This window comes from Providencia sp. PROV048 (assembly GCF_033688165.1).
Lineage (GTDB): Bacteria > Pseudomonadota > Gammaproteobacteria > Enterobacterales > Enterobacteriaceae > Providencia > Providencia hangzhouensis.
Genome location: NZ_CP096360.1, coordinates 2,110,531 through 2,126,428 on the forward strand (window position 1 = coordinate 2,110,531; position 15,898 = coordinate 2,126,428).

Annotated in this window: 14 protein-coding genes; 7 read left to right on the plus strand and 7 right to left on the minus strand. The window is 36.7% G+C overall.

The genetic code is table 11. The annotated features are described in order from the left end of the window. Positions 1-9 precede the first annotated feature (9 nt). Positions 10-999 (plus strand): ABC transporter ATP-binding protein, encoded by a 990-nt coding sequence (locus tag M1F26_RS09185; RefSeq protein ID WP_140172212.1) that lies wholly within the window; start codon positions 10-12, stop codon positions 997-999. After that, positions 996-1,997, plus strand: a complete 1,002-nt coding sequence (gene oppF, locus M1F26_RS09190) for a murein tripeptide/oligopeptide ABC transporter ATP binding protein OppF (RefSeq protein ID WP_004254119.1) — start codon at positions 996-998, stop codon at positions 1,995-1,997. Before M1F26_RS09185 ends, oppF begins: the two co-directional genes overlap by 4 nt. Before the next feature lie 90 nt (positions 1,998-2,087). Here the strand turns inward: oppF and M1F26_RS09195 are convergent, their stop codons facing one another. Together M1F26_RS09195 and cls are read right to left on the minus strand one after the other, a co-directional pair. Further along, the gene (locus M1F26_RS09195; RefSeq protein ID WP_004254123.1) at positions 2,088-2,420 is read right to left on the minus strand and encodes an HI1450 family dsDNA-mimic protein; all 333 of its coding nucleotides are present in this window, start codon (positions 2,418-2,420) and stop codon (positions 2,088-2,090) included. A 22-nt stretch (positions 2,421-2,442) separates the two neighbouring features. Continuing rightward, on the minus strand, positions 2,443-3,903 hold the full coding sequence (cls, locus tag M1F26_RS09200) for a cardiolipin synthase (RefSeq protein WP_094960524.1): 1,461 nt from the start codon (positions 3,901-3,903) through the stop codon (positions 2,443-2,445). Between the two features lie 287 nt (positions 3,904-4,190). Between cls and M1F26_RS09205 the strand changes: the two genes are divergently transcribed. Together M1F26_RS09205 and M1F26_RS09210 are read left to right on the plus strand one after the other, a co-directional pair. Continuing rightward, positions 4,191-4,364: a YciY family protein gene (locus M1F26_RS09205; RefSeq protein WP_004254127.1), complete on the plus strand. Its 174-nt coding sequence runs from the start codon at positions 4,191-4,193 to the stop codon at positions 4,362-4,364. A gap of 127 nt (positions 4,365-4,491) precedes the next feature. Continuing rightward, positions 4,492-5,211 (plus strand): TonB family protein, encoded by a 720-nt coding sequence (locus M1F26_RS09210; protein WP_140172211.1) that lies wholly within the window; start codon positions 4,492-4,494, stop codon positions 5,209-5,211. An 82-nt stretch (positions 5,212-5,293) separates the two neighbouring features. Here the strand turns inward: M1F26_RS09210 and yciA are convergent, their stop codons facing one another. Then, on the minus strand, positions 5,294-5,728 hold the full coding sequence (yciA, locus tag M1F26_RS09215; RefSeq protein ID WP_004254136.1) for an acyl-CoA thioester hydrolase YciA: 435 nt from the start codon (positions 5,726-5,728) through the stop codon (positions 5,294-5,296). Between the two features lie 290 nt (positions 5,729-6,018). On the opposite strand from yciA, the gene M1F26_RS09220 reads away from it, so the two are divergent. Further along, positions 6,019-6,216, plus strand: a complete 198-nt coding sequence (locus M1F26_RS09220) for a YqaE/Pmp3 family membrane protein (RefSeq protein ID WP_004254139.1) — start codon at positions 6,019-6,021, stop codon at positions 6,214-6,216. 59 nt (positions 6,217-6,275) lie between these two features. On the opposite strand, the gene M1F26_RS09225 is transcribed toward M1F26_RS09220, so the two are convergent. Next, positions 6,276-6,833 (minus strand): septation protein A, encoded by a 558-nt coding sequence (locus tag M1F26_RS09225; protein WP_004254142.1) that lies wholly within the window; start codon positions 6,831-6,833, stop codon positions 6,276-6,278. 225 nt (positions 6,834-7,058) lie between these two features. Between M1F26_RS09225 and M1F26_RS09230 the strand changes: the two genes are divergently transcribed. Next, positions 7,059-8,861: a SulP family inorganic anion transporter gene (locus M1F26_RS09230; RefSeq protein ID WP_140172210.1), complete on the plus strand. Its 1,803-nt coding sequence runs from the start codon at positions 7,059-7,061 to the stop codon at positions 8,859-8,861. 49 nt (positions 8,862-8,910) lie between these two features. On the opposite strand, the gene M1F26_RS09235 is transcribed toward M1F26_RS09230, so the two are convergent. Further along, complete coding sequence (locus M1F26_RS09235; protein ID WP_140172209.1) at positions 8,911-9,663, minus strand: YciC family protein; 753 nt, start codon at positions 9,661-9,663, stop codon at positions 8,911-8,913. Positions 9,664-10,067: 404 nt separating this feature from the next. Here M1F26_RS09235 and ompW point away from each other — a divergent pair, with 404 nt between their 5' ends. Continuing rightward, positions 10,068-10,718, plus strand: coding sequence for an outer membrane protein OmpW (gene ompW / locus M1F26_RS09240; protein WP_094960528.1), 651 nt, complete (start codon positions 10,068-10,070; stop codon positions 10,716-10,718). Positions 10,719-11,049: 331 nt separating this feature from the next. On the opposite strand, the gene M1F26_RS09245 is transcribed toward ompW, so the two are convergent. Both M1F26_RS09245 and M1F26_RS09250 read right to left on the minus strand, forming a co-directional pair. Continuing rightward, positions 11,050-12,732 (minus strand): ShlB/FhaC/HecB family hemolysin secretion/activation protein, encoded by a 1,683-nt coding sequence (locus tag M1F26_RS09245; RefSeq protein WP_140172208.1) that lies wholly within the window; start codon positions 12,730-12,732, stop codon positions 11,050-11,052. A gap of 536 nt (positions 12,733-13,268) precedes the next feature. Beyond that, complete coding sequence (locus M1F26_RS09250) at positions 13,269-15,422, minus strand: filamentous hemagglutinin N-terminal domain-containing protein (RefSeq protein WP_140172207.1); 2,154 nt, start codon at positions 15,420-15,422, stop codon at positions 13,269-13,271. Positions 15,423-15,898: the final 476 nt, after the last annotated feature.

The window sequence follows — 15,898 nt, forward strand, 5'->3', positions numbered from 1 at the left end:
GGGAACAATATGTCAAATAACTCAATGAAAAGCCCTCTGTTATCCGTGAAAGATCTCAGTGTGACATTCGCGACCCAAGATGGTGACGTTACCGCCGTAAATAAATTGAACTTTGAATTAAGTGCGGGGGAAACGCTAGGAATTGTTGGTGAATCCGGTTCAGGAAAATCACAAACAGCTTTCGCTCTGATGGGCTTGCTTGCCAAAAATGGCAAGATTAATGGCTCTGCCATATTTAACGGCCGTGAGATCTTGAATTTAAGAGAAAAAGAATTAAACCGGATGCGAGCGGAAGAGATTTCAATGATCTTCCAAGACCCAATGACATCATTGAATCCTTATTTGAAAATTGGTACACAGCTGTCGGAAGTTCTCATGTTACATAAAGGCATGAGTAAAAGAGAAGCTTTCGAAGAATCAGTTCGTATGTTAGATGCCGTTAAAATGCCTGAAGCACGTAAGCGTATGAATATGTATCCACATGAGTTTTCAGGAGGAATGAGACAACGCGTCATGATTGCAATGGCCCTGTTATGCCAACCAAAGCTGTTAATTGCTGACGAACCCACGACAGCACTTGATGTGACTGTACAAGCGCAAATCATGACGTTGCTCAATGAGTTAAAACAAGAGTTTGATACTGCAATCATTTTGATCACCCACGACCTTGGGGTCGTCGCAGGGGTATGTGATAAAGTCCTAGTGATGTATGCAGGACGCACGATGGAGTACGGTACTGCGAAGGATATCTTTTATCATCCATCTCATCCATATTCACTTGGCTTGTTAGCTGCTGTTCCGCGCCTCGATGGTGATGACGAAAGTTTAGCTACCATTCCCGGCAATCCGCCTAATTTATTACGTTTACCCAAAGGCTGCCCATTTTCACCTCGTTGCCAATATGCAGTTCAGCAATGTGTTGACCAAGAACCTGCATTAACCACATTTGGTCAAACGCGGTTACGTGCCTGCTTTAAGCCACTGGAGGAATTGGTATGAGTACCCATGAAAATAGACCAGTTTTACTCGAAGTGAATGACCTTAAAGTCCATTTTGAGATTCGAGATAAAAAACAGTGGTTTTGGCAACCAAACAAAAGTCTTAAAGCGGTAGATGGCGTAACACTTCGTTTATATGAAGGTGAAACATTAGGTGTAGTCGGGGAATCAGGGTGCGGTAAATCCACTTTTGCTCGAGCACTTATTGGGTTAGTTAAAGCAACGGATGGTACGGTAAGTTGGTTGGGGCAGAATTTATTAGGTAAAACTGATAAAGAGTGGCGCAGTGTTCGCAGTGATATTCAAATGATTTTCCAAGATCCACTGGCTTCGCTTAATCCGCGAATGACCATCGGTGACATTATCGCTGAGCCATTAAAAACTTATCATCCTAAAATGCCACCATCACAAATCACAGAAAAAGTGAAAAAAATGATGATGCGGGTTGGCTTATTACCAAATTTGATTAACCGCTACCCCCATGAGTTTTCGGGAGGGCAATGCCAGCGTATTGGTATCGCAAGAGCATTGATTTTAGAACCTAAACTCGTGATTTGCGATGAGCCAGTTTCTGCATTAGACGTGTCAATTCAAGCACAAGTTGTTAATTTATTGCAAGAATTACAACGTGAAATGAAATTATCGCTAATCTTTATCGCGCACGATTTGGCGGTTGTTAAGCATATTTCTGACCGTGTCTTAGTGATGTACTTGGGGCATGCCGTAGAGCTTGGTACCTATGATGAGGTATACAATAATCCCTTACATCCTTATACACGCGCATTGATGTCAGCAGTGCCCGTTCCTGATCCCGATAAAGAAAAAAATAAGGTAATAGAACTTTTAGAGGGTGAATTGCCATCACCCATTAACCCACCTTCAGGTTGCGTATTTAGAACCCGTTGCCCATTAGCGGATGAAGAGTGTGCAAAAACAAGGCCATTATTAGAAGGGAGTTTCAAACATGCGGTGTCTTGTTTGAAAATTGACCCATTGTGATTGTTTTCTCGTGATGGGCGAAAGGGAATGGCGTTTAGGGGGTTTCTACTTTAATTAATCCAAAAGGGACGAAATGTCCCTTTTAATCAACTATTTCTTCCAAAAAATATGGTGAAACGGTTTAGAAGGGTGGCGGCTAATTAATACGCGAGCAAAAATATCGTCTAATTCGGCGTCAGGGCTTTGAGCTAATCCAATAACCACTTCACTTAATTGGTTTAAATTAAGCTCTTCAGTAATCATCTCTTGCCAATTAAGGGTAACAGGAACAATTTCTGCGGCACCTAACTCTTCAAACTGCAAAGCAAAAATTAATTGGTCAGCGGGCTCTAAATTATCCATTGCCCCTTCAAGAAAAAGGTCATAAGCCATTTCAATGATGTCATCTTCATCGATTAAAGGTGTATTTTGTATTTCAGTCATGACCTTTCCTAATTAACTTAATTTATAACAATGGGCTAAAGAAGTAGCAAATGCGTTCAACGACACGGTTCCAGAACGGACGTTGTTCCCATTCTTCAATTTCTAAACGAGTTGAACGCGCAATATAATCATACTGAACTAGCGTGAGATCGCTACCAAAACTTTTATCATCAATGACCACTGTTATTTCAAAATTGAGCCATAAACTGCGCATATCAAGATTTACTGAACCAACAAGGCTAAGCTCGCCATCAACCAAAACACTCTTCGTGTGTAATAAACCATCTTCAAATTGATAAATCTTAACACCAGCAGCTAATAATTCACTGTAAAATGAGCGGCTTGCCCAGCGAACAAGGAATGAGTCATTCTGCCTTGGCATAATAATACTGACGTCGACACCTCGCATTGCTGCTGTACAAATTGCATGCAAAAGGTCATCACTAGGCACAAAATAAGGGGTGGTCATGATCAGTTGTTTGCGCGCAGAGAACATCGCGGTCATCAGTGACTGTTGAATCAACTCATCAGGGAAGCCCGGTCCTGAGGCGATAATTTGTGTTGTATGCCCATTCGCTTGTTCAAAAGGCATAATATTACTGTCAGGCGGTGGTGGGAGTACGCGTTGGCCGGTTTCCATTTCCCAGTCAAAAGCATACACGATACCTAATGTGGTACTCACAGGGCCTTCCATACGTACTAAAATGTCAACCCATTCACCAACCCCTGAATCTTGTTTAAAATAACGAGGGTCAACCATATTCATACTGCCTGTATATGAAATATAGTTATCGATAACCACTATTTTACGATGTTGACGTAAATCCATTCGACGCAAGAAGAAACGCATCAAATTAACTTTTAATGATTCTACAAACTCAATACCTGCAGCACGCATTTTTTCGGGGTAATCGCTACGGAAAAAATGCCAACTTCCCGCGGAGTCCACCATAATCCGGCACTTAACACCGCGTTTAGCGGCATTAAGTAAGGCTTCGGTAACACCGTCGACTAAACCACCCGGTTGCCAAATATAGAAGACCATTTCAATCGAGTGCTGGGCATTGTTGATGTCGTTGACAATCGCTTTTAATGAGTCTTCACAGGTAGTTAAAAGTTGAATTCTATTGCCTTTAACACCAGCAATACCTTGGCGCTTTTCAACTAACTGAAATAATGGTTCAGCGACGGGGCTATTATCAGTGGCGAAGATATGTTTTGAAGTTCGTAAGTTTTCTAACCATGTCGCGACGGAAGGCCACATATCATGAGCTTTATCGACTCGACGTTTACCGAGGTGAAGTTCACCGAAGGCGACATAGGCAATAATCCCGACTAATGGCAGAATATAAATGATCAGGAGCCATGTCATGGCTGAGGTGACCGGCCTTCTTTTGACTAAAATGCGGACTGTAATTGCTGCAATAATTAGCCAATATAGGAAGAACAGAAGCCAACTCATAAGTGTATAGACGGTTGCCATAACGGGTCAGATGCCTCACTGATAAGAAAAAGGTTCAAAAAAAGATAGATTAGCTAAAAAAACTGTTAGTAAAATATCAACTTAATAGAATTTAGCAAAATTCTGCAGTAAAAGCTTCGTGAAATAGAGTAATTTGTTAGGAAAAATAGTTTCGTTAATTGATTTTATCATCATGAAATTAAAAGCAGTGCACCGAAATGACATAAAAAGTTCCTCTTGGTTCTTTTTTTCAAAGGAATATAATATTTTTTTCTAATAACTTTTAGACGATAAAAGGACACAATTAAATGAGACGTAGTAGGCATGAAGTAGGGCGTTGGCGTATGTTAAGACAATCCCTACGTCGCCGTAGACGCTGGCTAGAAGGGCATTCAAGGCGAAACATGCGCATCTATGCAATGCGTAAAATTGACATTTACCATCGTCGGCATTCCCTGCTTTTTACCCAATGGATTGAGTAAGGTTATTACAGCGTACACTCACATTTTTCACTTTGTATGACAAACCTTATTGAATATGATTGCTATTTGCATTTAAACTATCAGTCATATTCTTTTTTGGTAGACAGGTGTAGGGTAGAAATTGCATATGCGTTGGATGCGTTGGACTTTAATTATCGTCGTTTCATTATCTATTCATGCGGGTCTTGCAATGGCATGGATTTTTAATCAACCTAACTTGGTCAGAGACCCTGAACCATTGACGATTTCTATGATTGCTTTTGCCGCCCCTGAACCTGCTTCTGAGCCCGTTGAGCAGGTTGAAACACCGGTAGAGCCGGAACCAGAGCCCATTATAGAACCTGAACCCGAACCGGTAGTTGAACCTGTTATTGCATTACCCAAGAAGAAACCTGAGGTAAAGAAAAAGCCTAAGCCAAAACAGGAAGAAAAGAAAAAAATTAAAGAAGATGTTAAGCCAGTTGAAAAGCAATTGGCGATGAATAATCTTAAATCAGACGTTACTGCGCCGAAAACGAATAACAGTCCAATTAAAACTGCAAACAATACAGGGGCAAGTAATAGTCAATCGACTAAGAAAGGCGGCCCGAGGGCTCTGCATAAACAAGCTCCTTCCTATCCTGAACGCGCGCGTCGCTTAGGTAAAGAAGGATATGTGAAAGTTCGTTATGATATTGATGATGGTGGACGAGTGACAAATATTGAATTTGTCGAAGCCTCACCTAAAGGTTTATTCGAGCGGGATGTTAAACGTGCAATGAACCGTTGGACTTTTGAAAAGCAACCTGCAAAAGGCTACGTGACTGAAATTTATTTCAAATTAGATGGCACTGTTAGCCAAGTCTAATGGTTAACATTAGGTTGTATAAAAAAGCACCACAGCAATGATGGTGCTTTTTAGTTTTTATATAATGAGTGGAGCAAAAAACTTATGCTTCGTTAGTTTTTTGATCTGAACTCGCTAACTGAAAATGTTGTTTTTCTTTGGGTAATGAACGTGAGGTACTATCATCATTAACTGCGACATAAGTAAATACCGCATCAGTAGCACGGTAACGTTGCCCAACAGGCTCCGTTGCGACTTTTTTTACCCAAACTTCAATATTAATGGTAATTGAGCTTTTTCCTGTTTTTAAGCAACGTGCATAGCAGCAAACAACATCACCAACTGCAACGGGCTTTTGAAACTTAATGCCATTAACTGCCACAGTAACAACTCGTCCGAGCGCTATTTCTTTTGCTAAGATAGCCCCACCAATGTCCATTTGTGACATTAACCAGCCACCAAAAATATCACCATTCGCATTAGTATCTGCGGGCATGGCTAATGTACGTAAAACCAACTCACCGTTCGGCAATTGCATATCTGACTCTTATTAAAAGGGTTATTACTTTTGATTTTGCATTTATAACAAATTACATATGCAATAGTAAACCTGAACCATACAGTTATTGATTGATAATAGCTATTTGATTGAATTGCTGCAAAAATAAGACAAATATGGTACCCATTATTAATAAACAGCGTCTAATTCTTGGTAAAAAGATCAACTTTTGCAAAGAAAAAGCAAGAAGTGTTTTTTATATTTAGTCAGTTGATTGAATTGGCTATACTCAATAATATAAATTTTATTGATTAATTTAGAGGTATGAAATGAGATTGTTACTGGCAATATTATTACCTTGGTTGCAATTTTTTACGATAGGGCGCCCCTTTGCTGGGGTCATTTGCTTAATTCTACAGATCACGTTAATTGGCTGGCTACCCGCTGCCATATGGTCGGTATACGCATTATCGCAGTACAATACAGATAAAAAAATTGAAAAAGCATTTGGTGACAAGCGCTATTAATAAGAAAAAAAACCTGCTAATCGATAGACAATTAGCAGGTTTTTAACTCTAATTTTTAATTATTCTTCGTGTTTTTCTGCAGGCTCTTTAACCATATTTTTAAAAATATAGACCACACTCAGTACTGTAAATATTAATGTTCCCGCTGTCAGACCAAAGACTTTGAAATTCACCCAAATATCTTGCGCCATCCAGAAAGCAACATAAATGTTTAGTAATGCGCAGAAAATAAAGAATATTGCCCATGCACTATTGAGTTTGTTCCAATAACTATCTGCTAATTTTATTTCTTGATTACTGCCTAACATGCGCTGAATTAGGGGCTTTTCAGTAAACCATTGGCTAAAGAGTAATGCGCCAGCAAACGCAGCATAGATGATAGTGACTTTCCATTTAATAAATGCATCACTGTGGAAAATAAGGGTTAACGCAGCAAAACTCATCACAATTGCACAGGTGATTTTTGCAACTTTCTCAACTTTTTTATAAATAAGGTAGGTAGCTAATAACGCTAAAGGAGTGGTAACCATTAGTGCGCCACTCGCATAGAAAATATCGTATCTTTTATAGACTATAAAAAAGATTACCAAAGGAATAAAATCAATAAGTTGTTTCATAACAGTGAATACAGCGCCTCAACGTAAAGATAATGGAGTAGTTTAACCGATTTTGGCTTTAATTGTTAAAAGTTTGCACCTTTTTACCAATAAACATGTTTTGTTACCAATCATATTTGCACTATTTTACGATTATTTGACTTACTTCTAGATAAACTTTATTAGTTCGGATATAAGTAATACATAAAATAATTTAACTTGCTAATTTATAGGTACTTTTCTCCCATGATAAAGGCAAAGCTATTTGTCTGGATGCCAGGTTTAAAAACGCTATTTAACTATCAACGTACAGACTTAGGCCCTGATGTTAAAGCGGGTTTGTCTGTCGCTGCAGTTGCTTTGCCAGTGGCTATTGCCTATGCCGAATTAATGGGGGTGAATGCCATTGTCGGATTATACTCATGTATTTTACCGATGTTTTTCTATGCGTTATTTGGTACGTCGAAACAATTGATTATCGGGCCTGATGCCGCAACATGTGCTGTAATTGCAGCCGCAGTCGCACCACTCGCAATGGGGGATGAAACCGTTCGTTGGCAATTGATTATTGTCATGAGTTTTATGACTGGGGTTTGGTGTTTGATTGCAGCAAGGTTTCGTTTAGGTACCTTTGCTGATTTTTTATCGAGGCCGATATTGCAAGGTTTACTAAATGGGGTAGCTCTTACGATTATAGTCAGCCAAATCAGTAAAATATTTGGTATTACGACTTTACCTTCAGGGTTTATTGAACGCTTAATAGCGTTTCCATTAGCGCTAATGGAAACACATATTCCGACATTATTAGTGGCTATTGCAACATTGGTAATCACCTTAGTGATTAAGCGAGTAAGGAGTAAGTGGCCGTCCCTATTAATTGCAATGGTTTTGGCTACAGCAGCCAGTATTCTATTTAATCTTGAGCAATATGGAATTAGCACGGTTGGGGATTTAGGTGAAGGACTTCCTTATATACCTATGCCTGATTTTCCGCCAGGGTTACTCAGAGATCTTGTCATTCCATCATTAAACTTAGCAGTGATTAGCTTTGTAAGCTTTATGATGACAGCGCGAAGTTTTGCAAGCAAAAATGGCTATACCGTGGATGCAGACCAAGAATTAAGAGCATTAGGAATGGCAAATATTGCTTCTGCTTTTGGTCAAGGTTTTGCAGTGAGTGCTGCGAGCAGCCGTACAGCAGTTAATGATATGATGGGAGGGAAAACACAGTTGGTTTCCCTCGTTGCCGCGGTGACCATCTTAGCTGTTTTACTTTTTTCTATGAATTTATTGGAATATATCCCTATGCCTGCTTTAGGGATGGTTTTAATTATTTCAACTTATTCCTTGCTCAGTTTACGCAGTATTTTATCAATGCGTAAACGCAATAGAGAAGCTTTTTTCTTATGTGTTTTTACTTTATGCGCAGTGTTGGTAGTTGGTTTGATTAGTGGTGTAGGCTTAGCCGTTTTATTAGGTTTATTACAGTTTATCCGAATTATATTTAGGCCAACAGATCAACTATTAGGCGTTGATGAGCATGGTATGTTGCACTCGATGACATCAGAAAATGATATTCAAGAAGTTGATGGTGTCCTAATTTATCGTTTCAATTCTCCGCTTACCTATTTTAATGTGAATTACTTTAAAGAGCGGCTAAATAAACATTTAGATAATCAACATAAAAGACCCGCTTGGGTGATTGTTGATGCTGCTGTCAGCTTTACGCATAATGATGTGAGCGTATTTTCCACATTGAATGATATTGTGACATCTTTGAAGGCGAAAGGGGTGACTTTGGTATTAGCTGGGCGTAGAACTTCTCTTAATCGTTGGTTAGAACAAAATAAAATCAACCGTTCAGATGATGATTTATTAGTGGTACCGGATATTTATTTTGCGATCCGTTTAATTCAAAGTAAGCAGCAAATTCAAATGAAATGTGTGGAAGAAAGAAAGACACAAGAGAGCGGGAAGGACCCAGGCTCATTAGAATATGATTGCGAAAATCGAATTAGACCAACGAATATTAACTCAGATAAAGTTTAAAAATAACGTAAATAAAAAGGTATCAAATGATACCTTTTTATCAGCGAGATCAATTTTTTGTGATTAGCATATATAAACGATAAAAGTAAATTAAAGCAAATGCGGCTACAACATTATTGAGTAAAAAGGAGATACCATTAATCGCAATATGATTCATATTAAGGTTACCCAATAGAACACTGATAAGCATTTGAACGGCCATCCAAATTAAAATCATCGGTAAAGCGACACGCCAATTTGCATAAGCCAATTTCCAGCTTTTTCCCATCGCACTAAATGGGTTGGTATTTTCTGTCATTAAAATTGCTGGCGCTAAGGAAAAACCAATGGCTAGCACGATACCAGGTAGAACCATAATTGTGATGCCTAATTGGATAAGCAGCGAGCAAACGACCAACAGAAGAAACATAGAAGGCGCTTTGTTCAGTGATGATGTTATCGCTTGAAGTCCTGTCATATCTTCGCCACGAGACATCCCTGAGATATAGGATAATGTGCCACAAATAAGGAACAAACTGCCAAGAGTGACGGAGAGAATCAATCCAAAAGAAACACGCAAAATACTACTTTTATCTTCTTCAGATAGATTTAGAATCCAGTCTTGTAACCCCGAATTACCAGATTCAATCATTTTACTTTGTGCTTGAGCAAGAACACCTATCATCTGTTCACTTGGGATCATCACCGCATAGATAACGAGGCTCACTACGGTGGCTAAAAGCACGATGGTGAAGAGGCCACTCAATTGATTTTTAAAGAAATTGATACTATCACTAATGAGTGAGTTGGCCGAAATGGACATGACACTGCTCCTATCTACAAACGGGATCAAAAATTTATGCCAATTGTAACCGAGTATCACGCCTAGAGGTAGAGAAAGATAATAAAATTCGGGAGGTTAAGACAAATATAATGGACATAATGATTGAATTTAATTAGCCAAAGAAATGAAACTATATAAGTTGTATTTTTAATATATGTTTAAGTTTCGAAATAAATATATATATTTCGAAATCAAATTTTTATTTTGTTAGTTATCTTCCAAAAATTGATTTAAATCAAAATTTAAAAAATAATAAATGAAATAATAAATCCATATTTATTGGTTTACCTCTAAATTAGTAAAAGATGTGATCTTGATTTGAACATCAATTTAAATAATAAGGTATATTTTCCTAAAATAAAAACACAGGAATGGGATTGATAATGAAAAAACTCACTGCGCTTGTATTAGCTGCTGCAACTTTAGCTCCAGCAGTTTCTATTGCTCATGAAGCTGGCGATTTTCTTTTTCGCGCGGGTACTGCAACAGTCAGACCTAATGTCGGAGGAGATGATGTTAAAATTAATGGATTAGGTAATTTAGGTACCTTTGATGCAAATAATAATACTCAATTAGGTTTAACGTTTGGGTATATGATCACTGATAATATCGGTGTGGAATTATTAGCAGCAACTCCGTTTGAACATAAAGTTGGTACAGGCCCTACAGGTAATATTGCAACGGTAAAACATTTACCACCAACATTAATGGCGCAGTATTATTTTGGTAGTAAAGAAGATAAATTACGCCCTTATTTAGGTGCCGGTGTTAACTATACTTTCTTCTTTGATGAGAAATTTAACTCTACCGGAAAAACTGCAGGCTTATCTGATCTAGATCTATCAAGCTCGTGGGGCTTCGCGGCACAAGCAGGTATGGATTACATGCTGACTGATAACTGGATGTTAAACGCTTCTCTTTGGTGGATGAATATTGAGAGTGATGTGAAATTTAAAGCGGGTGGTGAACAGTATAAAGTTAATACTCGTTTAGACCCATTTGTATTTATGTTCGGTGCGGGTTACCGTTTCTAAGAATTTGATAGGATGCAATACAGGTAATACCTGAATTCTGAAGGACTAGAGAGAAGTAGGAAATCCGAGAATATTCGTATTCTCGGATTTTTCAATTACCATTAAGCTTGAACATATATTTAACAAATGATTATCATAAAAAACAAATTATGATAATGATATTTATAATATATTAATTAGTGTTATAGAGTGATAATAAAGTAAAGGTACTTATTGATTATCTTTATTTAGGGTAATTAATAAAAGTATTGAGACTAATTACCTTGAAATAAAAAGCCGAATACAGGGGCGTATTCAGCTTTAAGATATTATTCAAATTTACAATATTAAATTACCAAAACCATTGCACATTTAACCCAGCATTGACGCTACTGGTTTCATATTCGTCCGGCTTATAAAGTGGGGCACCTAAGAATAAGTCATAACTAAATATATTAACATTACCTCTCATGCCTATAGCCATTCCTAATAATTGGTCATCAGAATAGAGACCTAACGGATAAACACCGCCGAATACACGTCCATAGTCAAGAGCATAGTATGGATAGATGGAGAAGCTAGGAATATAAAAGTTAAACTCATTGCGTAAGTAAAAACCCTTATCACCTATTAGGGAAAATTCTTCGTCAAAACCACGAACCGTCCAACGGTTACCTAACGAAAATTGATCTTGAATGGTTAAGCGGTCTCGTGAGTATTGTATAAACAGTTGTGGATTATAACTCATAATAAAATTATCAAAGGCGAAGGGAAACATTCCTGAAATATCGGCAGTATAAACACGGCTCATTTTGCTGACATCACCATATTTCATATCCCAGCTTTCTTCGGCACCAAACCAAGGTACATTACGTTGATAATATATTGAAGCATCGATAGTTGAATTATTGATGTTTTGACGGTGGCTAACACCGAGCTTAAGGCTGGTAAGGTCACGTTGTTGGGAAAGTAGGGCGACATCCTCTAATTTATATTTTGATTTTCTTTTAATTAGTTGAATTGATGCAGTGTCTTTGAACGTTTGCCCACGCAAGAAAACATTACTCGCCGTAGCATTATAATATTTACTATCACCATAATACTTATAGCTAAATACGGAGTCATTAATAGTTTGTTTATAGTCGCTTTTGCTTGCATACAATGAAAAAAGCCAGTAGTTGTAAGGTACGGCATAATAAATTGCAGTATTACTGGTGCTGTAGCGGGCTTGGTTTTTTAAATTTTTTCCTGCTGAAACATATATTGTGTCATTTAAACTCGTTAAATTGTTAGCATACAAAGTCACTCCGACTTGATCTTTACCCGTTTGGCGGCTTCCTGAGTTATTGTAATATCCACCTACGTTAAAGTGAGATGATTTTTCTCTTTGTATGGAAATATCAGATGTGGAAAACTCTTTACCCGGTGCTAGCTCTATATTCACTTTAGCACCCGGTATCCGCTCAAGGTTCTCTAAGCCTTGTTCGATGTCACGAATATTCAGAATATCCCCTTCTTTAGCAGGCATAATCGCACCTAACGTAATATAAGTGTCGCTACCTTCTGCAAGTTTTACATTCGCAACTTTACCTGGAATAATCTGGAGCGTTAAAATACCCTCACTGATGTTTTGTTCTGGAATATTAACTCGTGTTGTGACATAGCCTGATTTAATTATTTTATCTTGTAAGCCCTTTGCTAAAGTTTCAACGCCATTAATACCAATGCATACACCAACAACTTGGTTTACATATGTTTCAAGAGGACGCATAGAAGGGAGTTTAGGTTCAGAGAGCAAAATGACTTGCTTCATTTGAAAGCAATCTTTTTCATCATCGAAAACTAAAATATTATTTGACCGCTCTCTTGTTTTACCTAAGACATCTTTAGTTTCTAGTTGAGTCTGTTGTTGGCGAGAGCGATCTTGGCTGGTTTGGTTATTGATTTGTTGGTCAATAATTTGTGCAGTATTACCTGATACGTATAATGGAAAAGATAATAAAGTTGCAGATAAAAAAATAAATCGAAAATTCATGGTTACCACATATATTCTTATGATTAAAATATAATTAGAAGAGGCTTGTAGAAAATAATTTCTATCTTATATGAGAATTATCTTATCTATGTATAGCATTGTTAGCATTTTAAGACGGTTTTCATATATCCCCTTATAATAAAATTGTCGTTATGAAAATATTTATTTTTAGCTGATTTGAAATTACTAAGATTATGCTTTAAATTTAAATTTATTAAAAATTAATTATATTAACTAACTAATGAAAAACAAAATGGGAGGTTAATGCTAATATTGATTTAGTTATGGTTTTATATTTTTAGATGCGATTGTTTTTTTAATGAAATCAAAAGGTAATATTTACTCCGTTATAGGGTGAATAGGGTTTTATACTTAGATGTATAAACACGAAAATGAAAGGGGAAATAAGATAAACATTAGTATGTTTTAACCATTAAATATTTAAATAAGAAATAATAACTATCGGGTTTTTTAGCTAAGTGAATATAAGGTAGGTATCATGAATCAGGAGACCAAAGGCCTCCTGAATCATCTAATTAGTAATAATTAGATGTGTTTAAAACGACAGTAGAGCCTAAGATGCGGCCATAAGGACCATTGTAAATTACAGGGCTTGTAATCTCAGTTTTTCCATATGAACTTAATACCCCATTGTTGTTTTCTACGCGGCTAAATGCGTTAATGGAGAGATCTTTACCAGCACGGATAAAGCCAGAATAGGTATTATTTAACCTATTCATATCCAAGTTAATGGTTTTAGACGCTAGGATTTTTCCGTAGCTATTTTCAAGGTTGTTTTTTAAGTTAATTTTAACATCGCCATCAGTTCCTGCATTTTGGAACGTATTAGCTGAGATAATTCCATATTTATTATTTAAATTAGTTCCTTTGATAGTTACAGAACCATTTTTGGCATAGATACCACCAGTATAGCCGGCAGCACCGAAGATATTTCCGCTATTATTGAATTGTGCGGAATTAGTGTTATCTATCTGACTCGAATTTATGACAACATTAGAGTCTGCAGTAATTAAGCCTTTATCATTTCCAACATAAGTTGCTTTGATATTAAGGTTGTTCCCTTTGATATACCCATTTTGATTATTTAAAGTAGTTACATTGTATTTAGATTTACCTGCATTTGAAATGAGTGAACCGTCATTGTAAAGGATATTTGCATTAATATTTAATGCCTTACCACTATCAATAACACCATAACGGTTATTTAATAAATTACTTGATAGCGTAATATTAGTTTGGCCGTTAGTTGATTTTATCAAAGCATTCTGGTTTTGTAGTGTTTCAGCATCAATATCGATTCTTCTTTTTGCGATAATTTGGCCATTACTATCATTAGTAATAATATAACGCCCTGTTAATGCAACGTCCTGTCCTGAAAGAACTGAATTATTGTTATGGAGTTTGGTAGTATCGATGGTTAATTTCCCACCGGCTCTGATACCACGCTCAGGCTCATTGATAGCGCCATGATAGATAGAATATGAATTATCTATAGAGTTTGTAGAAGTAATATCAATATTGCCTTGTTTAGTTTTAATTGAGCCGTTGTTGTTAGTTAAATGATTTGTATTAATTTCTATATCTTGCTGTGCATGAATAACCCCCCTCTGGTTGTTATTGATAGTACCAGCGGCGATTTTGATATTACCACCGTTAGATTTAATTAATCCCGCATTGTTGCTAATAACTGTATTGTGATTGTTGATACTTATATCACCTTGAGCAACGATGGATGAGTTGTTATATAAACCGTTAGATTTAATATCGATGGTTCCATTCGAATTCATTAGTGCATTTTGGTTATAAACTAGTCCCGTCGAATCTATTTTAATACCACCTGAACCTGCTGATAACATACCTAGGTTAGAGACACCAGTTCCACTCTCAGTAGAAACTAAAGTAATTTTATCTGCGTACATACCACCCATAGCGGCAACATCAATACCAACACGAGGTGTTGAATTTGAGCCTGGTAGTTTAGTGATGTTAGTTGCATCTGCATCAACAAAGTTATTACCAGTAATAACATTAATTTCTTTAGCTGTAATATTTCCACGAATAACTGCCGAACGAGCGATGATATCTGTTGGTGAGTCTGACTGTAGACGGTTGTTTATCGTGATTTGACCATTTGAAACGTTGTATCCAAGAACTTCACCTCCAGCGACAATTGGTTTACCCGTTGTGAGTGTCACACGATCGGTATTGATAAAACCACAGTTATTACATGTGATGCCAGATGCGTTAGCCACGATAACTTGTGCTTTATCACCTGCAACTTCAATCATTCCGCCTAGGGTACTTGCCTTATATGAATTAACTTCATTCAAAATGACTTTTGCGGGGCCATTACCATTATTTAAATTTAGGTTTCCATTGATTTGTCCGCCCAAACTGGTATTCGTATTTGTTGCGCTATTATTTAAAATAACCCCTTTTTGGTCAACATCAAATTGGCTATAAATGTTATGTGAGACACCTTTGTCACTAGCTCCTTTAATCTGCACAATAGTAGGGCCATTGCTTTGATTTATAACACCAGCACCATTGGTATTAATAACCGCACCGTGAGCAATAGATATTGAACCTAAAATAATAGATACATTTAAAAAGAGTGGTTTAATTTTCATCATAGGATGAGTAATTGAATGGTTGGAAGAATGTTTCATAAATATCCCTAAAATAGACTATAGATAAAATTAAAAATAGCTAATAAAAATTCCATTAAAGCATAAGAATTATGCATGATATTAATTTTCATTAAAATTTAATTGTACTTAAGTCGGTACTGGGGAATGTAAGAAGAGTAAAATATCTATATTATAACATAAATGGTGTATTATATATTTAACCTGAAAATAATCATTTAAATCAATTGGTAGCGATTACTCCGCTACGGATTTAATACGAAAAAACACCAGTGTAATAACACGTAGCTATTGATTTTGACATTAGCGTATTGTATTAATAAATATTATGATTGGTGGTTTTTTATGATGTAAGATTTTTTTATTCGAATAAGGTCGAGTATATTTTGGCGTATTTTTATTGTCGAAATGAAAATAATACTAAAATAGTCAAAGTAGAGTATTTTAAAATTAATTATCTTATTTTAGTAATCAAGTCATTAAATATGAATATGACT

Excerpts from the sequence above, each read along its gene's own strand:
- M1F26_RS09185 (WP_140172212.1), top strand. The coding sequence starts at position 10 with ATGTCAAATAACTCAATGAAAAGCCCTCTGTTATCCGTGAAAGATCTC.
- oppF (WP_004254119.1), top strand. The coding sequence starts at position 996 with ATGAGTACCCATGAAAATAGACCAGTTTTACTCGAAGTGAATGACCTT.
- M1F26_RS09195 (WP_004254123.1), bottom strand. The coding sequence starts at position 2,420 with ATGACTGAAATACAAAATACACCTTTAATCGATGAAGATGACATCATT.
- cls (WP_094960524.1), bottom strand. The coding sequence starts at position 3,903 with ATGGCAACCGTCTATACACTTATGAGTTGGCTTCTGTTCTTCCTATAT.
- M1F26_RS09205 (WP_004254127.1), top strand. The coding sequence starts at position 4,191 with ATGAGACGTAGTAGGCATGAAGTAGGGCGTTGGCGTATGTTAAGACAA.
- M1F26_RS09210 (WP_140172211.1), top strand. The coding sequence starts at position 4,492 with ATGCGTTGGATGCGTTGGACTTTAATTATCGTCGTTTCATTATCTATT.
- yciA (WP_004254136.1), bottom strand. The coding sequence starts at position 5,728 with ATGCAATTGCCGAACGGTGAGTTGGTTTTACGTACATTAGCCATGCCC.
- M1F26_RS09220 (WP_004254139.1), top strand. The coding sequence starts at position 6,019 with ATGAGATTGTTACTGGCAATATTATTACCTTGGTTGCAATTTTTTACG.
- M1F26_RS09225 (WP_004254142.1), bottom strand. The coding sequence starts at position 6,833 with ATGAAACAACTTATTGATTTTATTCCTTTGGTAATCTTTTTTATAGTC.
- M1F26_RS09230 (WP_140172210.1), top strand. The coding sequence starts at position 7,059 with ATGATAAAGGCAAAGCTATTTGTCTGGATGCCAGGTTTAAAAACGCTA.
- M1F26_RS09235 (WP_140172209.1), bottom strand. The coding sequence starts at position 9,663 with ATGTCCATTTCGGCCAACTCACTCATTAGTGATAGTATCAATTTCTTT.
- ompW (WP_094960528.1), top strand. The coding sequence starts at position 10,068 with ATGAAAAAACTCACTGCGCTTGTATTAGCTGCTGCAACTTTAGCTCCA.
- M1F26_RS09245 (WP_140172208.1), bottom strand. The coding sequence starts at position 12,732 with ATGAATTTTCGATTTATTTTTTTATCTGCAACTTTATTATCTTTTCCA.
- M1F26_RS09250 (WP_140172207.1), bottom strand. The coding sequence starts at position 15,422 with ATGAAACATTCTTCCAACCATTCAATTACTCATCCTATGATGAAAATT.